This is a genomic window from Arthrobacter sp. JCM 19049, assembly GCF_001310435.1.
Window position 1 is genome coordinate 1 of sequence record NZ_BAXF01000766.1, and the last position, 817, is coordinate 817.

2 protein-coding genes are annotated in these 817 nt (G+C 66.3%); both read left to right on the forward strand.

Annotated features, from left to right (window positions below; genetic code table 11):
• Positions 1-323 (forward strand): AraC family transcriptional regulator (locus tag JCM19049_RS16090; protein WP_279403421.1); only part of this gene is annotated, 323 nt, incomplete at its 5' end.
• Between the two features lie 193 nt (positions 324-516).
• The coding region (locus JCM19049_RS16095; protein ID WP_279403422.1) for an enoyl-CoA hydratase/isomerase family protein at positions 517-817 on the forward strand (301 nt) is incomplete at its 3' end.

An 817-nucleotide genomic window follows, 5' to 3' on the forward strand; every position in this document is an offset into this window, starting at 1 on the left:
GCCTGGTGGGACGCGATCTGGCCGACCCGGCCAGCCTGCGGGAACTGGGGCACCGCGTCGGGGCGAGCGCACGCACCCTCAGCCGCCTTTTCCAGGCCGAAACCGGAATGAGTTTCCGACAGTGGCGCACCCAGCTGCGCATCCACCACGCCCTGCTGCTGCTCACCGACGGGGTGTCCGTGCTCGATACCGCCACGGCCTGCGGGTGGAGCAACCCCAGCACCTTCATTGATGCATTCACCGCTCTGGTGGGGGTGACCCCGGGCAACTACCAGCGGACGCTGCATGCCCCGGCGGGAACCGGGCAGGAACGCTGGGGATGAGCTTGCCGGACAATGACCGCAAGGATGGGGCCAAGGGACCGGGTGGCCGGAAAAACCCGGCGGCGGGCGAACCACGAAACTAAGGCACGGGGATGAAGCAAACCTTCCAGGAAATAGCGGTGGACAAAAGCGGGCAGGTCGCGACCATCTGGTTGCGCAATCCGGCCCAGCGCAACGCGCTGACGCTGGGCATGTGCCAGGAACTCATCCAGCCTTTGCATGCCTGGGGGAGGACCCGCACATCAGGTGCATCATTCTGCGCGGAGAGGGCAAGGAATTCAGCGCCGGCATCGCCATCAACGAGATGGACCGGGTGCTCTTCGATGAGGATCGACAGGGCAGCCCGCTGAACCACTTTGACCTGCTCGATACGGCCATCACGAGCTGCCCGGTGCCCACCGTGGCGGCCGTGGAGGGCAACTGCTTTGGTGGAGCGTGGCAGCTGGCCGCGGCTTGCGACATCCAGCTGGCGGCGGAGAACGTCCGCTTCGCCA